Annotated in this window: 4 protein-coding genes, 2 pseudogenes and 1 other annotated feature; all 6 genes and pseudogenes read left to right on the top strand. The window is 58.7% G+C overall.

Annotated features, from left to right (window positions below; genetic code table 11):
• Nucleotides 1-417 precede the first annotated feature (417 nt).
• Complete coding sequence (locus tag JCM13995_RS12225) at nucleotides 418-1,059, top strand: redox-sensing transcriptional repressor Rex (protein ID WP_054666063.1); 642 nt, start codon at nucleotides 418-420, stop codon at nucleotides 1,057-1,059.
• Nucleotides 1,060-1,088: 29 nt separating this feature from the next.
• Nucleotides 1,089-1,290: a binding site (T-box leader), on the top strand.
• 121 nt (nucleotides 1,291-1,411) lie between these two features.
• Nucleotides 1,412-4,054 (top strand): annotated as a pseudogene (locus JCM13995_RS12230) (valine--tRNA ligase).
• A 224-nt stretch (nucleotides 4,055-4,278) separates the two neighbouring features.
• Complete coding sequence (locus JCM13995_RS12235; RefSeq protein ID WP_054666065.1) at nucleotides 4,279-5,283, top strand: peptidoglycan binding domain-containing protein; 1,005 nt, start codon at nucleotides 4,279-4,281, stop codon at nucleotides 5,281-5,283.
• A gap of 50 nt (nucleotides 5,284-5,333) precedes the next feature.
• Nucleotides 5,334-5,633, top strand: a complete 300-nt coding sequence (locus JCM13995_RS12240) for a L,D-transpeptidase (RefSeq protein ID WP_054666069.1) — start codon at nucleotides 5,334-5,336, stop codon at nucleotides 5,631-5,633.
• Between the two features lie 85 nt (nucleotides 5,634-5,718).
• Nucleotides 5,719-7,006, top strand: a pseudogene (locus JCM13995_RS12245) (bifunctional folylpolyglutamate synthase/dihydrofolate synthase).
• A 45-nt stretch (nucleotides 7,007-7,051) separates the two neighbouring features.
• Nucleotides 7,052-7,651 (top strand): RadC family protein (gene radC / locus JCM13995_RS12250; protein ID WP_054666072.1); only part of this gene is annotated, 600 nt, incomplete at its 3' end.

Below are 7,651 nucleotides of genomic sequence, written 5' to 3' on the forward strand. Positions count from 1 at the left end.
TTTCGGCCGCCAGCGCTACCATTACGCCGGCCCCATTACCTTGGAAGTCGCGGCTTTCAACGCGCGTGCGCGGCACCTGTACGAGGCGCTGGGATTTACACCGACGGGTACTCGGAAAGCTGAGGCCTACGGGACGCCGGTGACGTTTGTGCAGATGAGCTTGGATCAATAGCTAAGAGACTGCCTGTTATGGGCAGTTTTTTTTATTGCTGAATCACTCATTTTTTTCTTGGCGGAAAAATCACGAGTCCGCCGGGTGCCAGATGTATTGGGTCAGGACTAGGAGCGGTGGTCGGAGTGGGGATGAACTGCGCGCCCACTTTAACCATCAAGCCGATTTTGTTTGTTCGCTCACAATGGTTATGCTAAACTGACATTGTGAACGTTTGCACGGAATTCAAGGCGGAGGCAAGACTCATGCAGGACACTAAAGAACACGTCTCAAAGGCCACTATCAAGCGCATTCCTCTGTATTACCGCGCCGTCGTCCAGCTCCAGCAAGAAGGCGTCGCCCGCATCCGTTCCGACCGATTAAGCGAAATCATTCACATTCCCTCAGCCACGATTCGCCGCGATTTTTCCAGCTTCGGCGAGCTGGGGAAAAGTGGCTACGGATACAGTATCGCCACGCTGGTGGAGGAGTTCGGGCGACTGCTCGATGTGGACTCGTCGGAATCAATCATTCTCGTTGGCGTGGGCGGCCTTGGGCGCGCGCTTTTGATGAACAATTTCCGCCGCAACCCGGACCTGAACATTGTGATGGCGTTCGATGCTGACCCGGCGAAGGTCAACACGCGCGTGGGCGGCATTCCGGTGTATCCGTTCGCGACGCTGGCGGCCCACATGAATCCAAGTATCCACACGGCGATCCTGGCCGTTCCCAGTTCGTCGCAAACCAGCGTGATCGGCACGCTGGAGGCATTCGGCATCAATGCGATCCTGACCTTTGCGCCGCAGCCGGTGGCGTGTGCGCCGCAGACCACCATCCGTTACATCGATTTGACGTCGGAGCTGCAAAGTCTTATTTACACCGCCCACCAAAAGGTGAAAGCCCGTTGACGCGCCGCGGCCGCTCGGCTTATAATAGCGTCAACGCGATGACCAAGAGGATCGTGGTGCACTTTTTCAGCGACAAGGCGGCTGGTGTGAGCCTTGAAGTGTGCCGCGATAAGTAGCTTGCGAGCCGGCGACCTGAAGTCAGTAGGGCCGCCCGGGACCACCCGTTATCAGGTTCAAGTGAAGGCGTTGAGCCTTAATTTAGGTGGTACCGCGAGCTAACTCGTCCTAATCGATAGGGCGAGTTTTTTTTGTGCAGGCTGCGAAGGCGGGCGCTTTTAGGCTGGATGTTCACCCGTTGCCCGCCTGAGCGCAACTAACCAATCTCGGCATCAAAATCAACAGGAGGATCCTTATGAGTGAAGAATTAGCACCAAAATTCGACCCCAAAGAAGTCGAAGCCGGCCGCTATCAGAAGTGGCTGGACCAAGGCGTATTCAAGCCAAACGGCGATAAGAAGGCCAAACCGTACACGATCGTCATTCCGCCGCCAAATGTCACCGGCAAGCTGCACATGGGCCACGCCTGGGACACCACGCTGCAAGACATGATCATTCGTCAGAAGCGGATGCAGGGGTACGACACGCTGTACCTGCCAGGCATGGATCACGCCGGGATCGCCACGCAGGCGAAGGTTGAAGCCAAGCTGCGCAAGCAAGGCATTTCCCGCTACGACCTGGGCCGCGAGAAGTTTATCGACACCGTCTGGGAATGGAAGGACGAGTACGCGGCCATCATTCACAAGCAGTGGGCCAAAATGGGGCTGTCTTTGGATTACTCCCGTGAGCGCTTCACGCTCGACGCTGGCCTGTCCAAAGCGGTCCGCAAGGTCTTCGTTGACCTTTACAACAAGGGCCTGATCTACCGCGGCGAGTACATCGTGAACTGGGATCCGCAAGCGCGCACGGCGCTGTCTGACATCGAAGTCATTCACCAAGACGACAAGGGCGCGTTCTACCACTTGATTTACCCGTTCGCCGATGGTACCAAGGGCGGCATCGAAATTGCCACCACCCGGCCGGAAACGATGTTTGGCGATACCGCCGTGGCGGTCAACAGCAAGGATCCGCGCTACAAGGACATGATCGGCAAGGAGGTCATCGTGCCTGGAGTCGGCCGCAAGATCCCCATCATCGCCGACGAGCACGCCGACATGGACTTCGGGACCGGGGCCGTTAAGATCACGCCGGCCCACGACCCGAACGACTTTCAGGTTGGCCTGCGCCATGACCTGCCGCGCATCAACTGCATGAATGACGATGGCACCATGAACGAAAACGCCGGCAAGTATAAGGGCATGGACCGTTTTGACTGCCGCAAGGCGCTGGTCAAGGACCTGCAGGATTCCGGCGATTTGATCAAGATCGTGCCGATCGTCCACAGTGTTGGCCACTCCGAACGCACCGGGGTGCAGGTCGAAGCGCGCCTGTCGACGCAGTGGTTCGTCAAGATGAAGCCGCTGGCCGAAGCCGCGATCAAGAACCAGCAGGGCGCCGGCAAGGTCGATTTTGTGCCGGACCGCTTCGAGCACACGTTCCTGAACTGGATGGAAAACATTCACGACTGGGTCATTTCTCGCCAGCTTTGGTGGGGCCACCGCATCCCGGCTTGGTACAATAAGAAAACCGGTGAAACATACGTCGGCGAGGAGGACCCGAAGGACCCGGAAAACTGGGAGCAGGACCCTGACGTTTTGGATACCTGGTTCTCCAGTGCCTTGTGGCCATTTTCCACGCTAGGCTGGCCGGACAAGGACGCACCTGACTTCAAGCGCTACTACCCGACCAACACGCTGGTTACGGGCTACGACATCATTCCGTTCTGGGTCGCCCGCATGATCTTCCAAGGTCTGGAGTTCACCGGCCAGCGCCCGTTCGAGCACACGCTGATTCACGGCCTGATGCGCGATGAACAGGGCCGCAAGATGAGCAAGTCCCTGGGCAACGGTATCGATCCAATGGACGTCATCGAAAAGTACGGCGCCGACGCGCTGCGGTGGTTCCTGACCCAAGGCAACAAGCCCGGCCAGGATGCCCGTTTCTCCTACACCCAAATGGATGCGGCATGGAACTTCATCAACAAGATCTGGAACATGAGCCGGTTCGTGCTGATGAACCTTGGTGACACCAAAGCCGACACGCAGCCTGACCCAAGCACCTTTGACCTGTCCGACAAGTGGATATTTGCCCGGTTGAACGATACGGTTGCAGAGGTGACACGCCTGTTCGACAACTTCGAGTTCGGGGAAGCCGACCGCGCGCTTTACAACTTCATTTGGAATGAGCTGGCCGACTGGTACATCGAAATGTCCAAGGAAGTCCTTTACGGCGACGATGAGACCATTAAGGCCCAAAAGCGCGTCAACCTGCGTTACGTGCTGGATCAGACCCTGCGCCTGCTGCAGCCGATCATGCCGTTTGTCACGGAAAAAAATCTGGCTGACGATGCCCCACGGCGGCGAGTCCCTGGTCACGGCGGCTTACCCGACCACGCACAAGGCGTTCGAAAACCCGACGGCCGTCGCGCAGATGCAGGCCATCATCGAGCTGATTCGCGGCGTCCGCAACATTCGCGCCGAGGTCAACGCGCCACTGTCCAGTCCCATCGACTTGATTATCAAGTTGCAGGATCCAAGTTTGGAAGCCGTCTTCAATGACAACCGCGACTTCATTGACCGGTTCGTCCACCTGAAGGCAATGACAGTCGGCGCCAATGTTGAAGCGCCAGCACTGGCCGGCAGTGCGGTCACGACCGGGGCGACGATTTACGTGCCGCTCAAGGAACTGATCGACTTGGACGAGGAGATCGCCAAGCTGCAAAAAGACGCCAAGAAGCTCGAGCAGGAGATCACGCGGGCCAACAAGAAGCTGAGCAATCAAGCTTCTTGGCCAAGGCCCCGGAGGCTGTGATCACGGAGCAGAAGGCCAAACGGACCGAATTCACGGCGAAACTGGACGCGACCAACGCGCGGATCAAGGAGCTGCAAGCGGCCAAATAAGGGTTAACATTAGGAAGAAGCTGCCGCGGGCGGCTTCTTTTTTTGGCTATTGTCGCATAAAAATAGTTTTTACTAAGAATTAAGCATTGGCAACGCTTGCCCGGTCTCCAGCGGTTGTCAGGGGTGCTGGGGGCGGTATAATTGAATTGAAGGCTGATGTGCTAACTATTAGTCAGTGTGATATACTTTGCACACAAGCGATTTGAACACAGTAAGGAGCAGTTATGAAAAGAAAAAGTTGGTTGATCGGCGCTGCAGTGGTCGTTTTGGCGGCGATTGGGGTCGGTTACGGGCTCCGAAGTAACCATTACCAAGACCGGTTTTTGCCGAAGACTGAGGCCTTGGGTGTGGACCTGAGCGGCAAAACCGTCAAGCAGGCGGATGAGAAAATGAAGGCGCGGCTGGCAGATGTGCATTACCAGCTGAAGGACGGCGGCAAGACGGTGGCCACAGTGTCTGGGCAGGCCCTGGGGTTGAAGCGGGATTACACCGCGATGCTGAACAAGCTGATGACCAAGCAGAACCCGTGGGGTTTTACCGCGGTGGTCCTGGCACAAAGCGACAAGACGGCATTGGCCTCTAGTGCAGACAGCGCAGAGATCAAGCAGTACGCGAACGCCGAGGCAGCCAAGCTGAACCCGTCGCGGACCGCGCCGGTCGACGCGAAGGTCGTGTTGACCGGTGACAGTTACAAGATCGAAAAGGAGAAACCGGGCAACCAAATCGATGCGGCTAAGCTGGCCGAGGCCCTCGCCGGGGCGATTCAAGACAATCACCATACGGTTGCTTTGAAGCAGACCTACACGCAGCCCAAGGCGAAGGCCACCGATAAGGCGCTGACGGATGCTGTCAGCAAGCTGAAGGCGATTGGAGACATTAAGGCCGTCGTCACGGTCACGAATCATCAGGAACAGATCTCCAGCAGCCGCCTCAAATCTTGGCTGAGCTACGCCAATGGTGCGGTGCAGGTCGACCGCAACGGGGTGGCGAAGTTTGTTTCCGAGCTTGCTGATAAGTACAACACCTACAACAAGACCCGCCAGTTCAAGTCGACCAAGCGCGGCACGGTTTCGGTGCCTGCCGGGACATACGGCTGGAGCATTATGCAAACCAAGGAAACCGATGCGCTGATTAGTCTGATTAAAGCGGGCAAGAGTTTTAACCAAACCGTTTTACATCAGGCTCTGGCTACCATGCTGACGGGCAGGATATCGGCAACACGTATCTAGAAGTCGACAAGCAAAATCAGCACGAATGGCTTTACCAAAACGGCAAGGTCGTGCTGGATTCGGCAATTGTCACCGGCAAACCGGCAACCCCAACGCCGAGCGGAGTCTATGCGGTGTGGTCCAAGCAGCGCAACGCGACGCTGGTAGGTGAGGACTACCGCACCCCAGTTGACTACTGGATGCCGATCGATGACACTGGCGTCGGCCTGCACGACGCCCCGTGGCAGCCGACGTTCGGTGGCACGTGGTACCAAAAGCACGGGTCACACGGCTGTGTGAACCAGCCGCCGGCATTCATGCCCAAGCTGTTTGCGGCAATGTCGGTGGGTACGCCGGTCATCGTCTTCTAAATGAAATTTGAAAGCGCGTCTGGGCCGTTTGGTCCAGACGCGTTTTGTAGTAAGATAAGGGGCATTATTATTGGGGGCGCAAATGATGAAAACTTATGATGAAACTGTGGCGGCGATTCACGCACTGCCAAGGCTGGCCAAAACCGGGGGCCATGAGCGGATACTGGCGTTGCTGCACGCGCTGGGTGATCCGCAGCACGACCGCTACGTCCACGTGACCGGCACCAACGGCAAGGGCTCGACCGCTTCAGGCATCGCCCGGATCTTTGAGGCCAGTGGCTCAAGGTCGGACTGTACACCTCGCCGTTCATCATGCGGTTTAACGAGCGCATCATGATCGATCATCACCCGATCCCGGACGCTGATTTAGTTGCGGCAGCCGCGGCCACTGATGCGGCGATTGGGCAGTTGCGGCAGGCGAATCCGGAGTTTGCGGTGACTGAGTTTGAGTACATCACCGCGCTGGCGTTTTGGTATTTTCATGAGCAGCAGGTCGATATTGCGGTGATCGAAGTCGGCATTGGCGGCGACACAGACTCGACCAATGTCATCATTCCGCTGGTATCGGTGATCACCAGTGTCGGCTTGGACCATGCCAAGTTGCTTGGCAACACGATCACCAGCGTCGCCACTCACAAGGCCGGCATTATCAAGCCGCATCGTCCGGTCGTGACGGCCGCGCTGCCGGCAGACGCGATGGCGGCGGTGCAAAAGCGCGTGGCTGAAACGGGCAGCGACTGGCTGGTGGCCGGTCGGGACTTTGAGGCTGACCGCGCTGGGCTTGACGGCTGGGGGCAGCGGTTTGATTACCGGGCCCAGACGTTTCATCTCAGCCGCGTCTTCATCCGCTGGTCGGCGCGTACCAGGTGCAAAACGCGGCACTGGCGATCACGGCCAGCCGCCTGGCGGCTAAGGCGATGAACTGGCCGCTGCAGCCGCAGGAGATCCTGCGCGGACTGGCGCAAAACACCTGGCCGGCCCGCATGGAAAAGCTCAGCAACGACCCGCTGATCGTGATCGATGGCGGGCACAATCCGCAAGGCATCGCGGCAATGCTGAGTGCGGTCAAGCAGGTGTTTAAGGACGAGCGGGTCACGCTGATCGTCGGCGTGTTGGGGGATAAAGACCTGACCACCATGATCGCCGAGCTGGAAGCCAGCGCCGAACGGCTGTGGCTGGTGCCAGTGCCGGACAATCCGCGGGCGGAAGCCTTGGCCGATTACCCAGACGCAGGCAAGCTGCGCACCTTTGCCAGTTGGCAGGAAGCCCTTTCGGCGCACCTGGATGAGTTTCCCGATGAGCCGGTGGTCCTGACCGGGTCCCTGTATTTGGCCAGCGCCGTGCGCCAGACGCTGCTGGGCGGCAAAGATTAAACGGCAATCGCTGCGTAATCTCTCTTTACACAAGGGGGAAGAAGCATGCAACCACGGGAAATGATTGAAGCCCACGGGGCCTTGGCGCTGTCAGATCAGGAACTCCTCGAGGTGGTGATCGGTAGCGGCAGTGGCAAGTGGCAGGTCGCTCTGGTGGCCGAAGCCGTACTGCGGCAGTATCCAGCGCTGAGCGGCCTGAGTGCGGCCACGCCAGCCGAGCTGGCGCAGGTGCCGGGTATCGGCCCGACGAAGGCGGCCCGGCTACTTGCCGGCCTGGAACTGGCCAGGCGGGTGCAGCAACGCCAGACGCTTCGGTACGGGGCGGTGCTGGATGCCGAGCAGATCGGTCAGGCCATGGTGCAGCGGCTGTCCGGCGCCACGGAGGAACACCTGCTGGCACTGATGCTCGACGTGCGCAACGCCGTGATCCGCGAGCTTGAGCTGGCCCACGGCGGGGTGGACAAATCGATCGCCGATCCGCGGGTGGTGTTTCGAGCGGCGCTGGCGCTGAACGCTTCGCGGCTGATTTTGGTGCACAATCACCCCAGCGGCGACCACTTGCCCTCGGCGATGGACAGCGACCTCACCGCGCGGTTCGTGGCCGCGGGGGAGATGATCGGCGTGACGGTGCTCGATCACATCATC

Source organism: Lacticaseibacillus camelliae DSM 22697 = JCM 13995 (genome assembly GCF_001311195.1).
GTDB lineage: Bacteria > Bacillota > Bacilli > Lactobacillales > Lactobacillaceae > Lacticaseibacillus > Lacticaseibacillus camelliae.

What these genes read in the sequence shown, in the direction of transcription:
- JCM13995_RS12225 (WP_054666063.1), top strand. Translation starts at nt 418, where the DNA reads ATGCAGGACACTAAAGAACACGTCTCAAAGGCCACTATCAAGCGCATT.
- JCM13995_RS12235 (WP_054666065.1), top strand. Translation starts at nt 4,279, where the DNA reads ATGAAAAGAAAAAGTTGGTTGATCGGCGCTGCAGTGGTCGTTTTGGCG.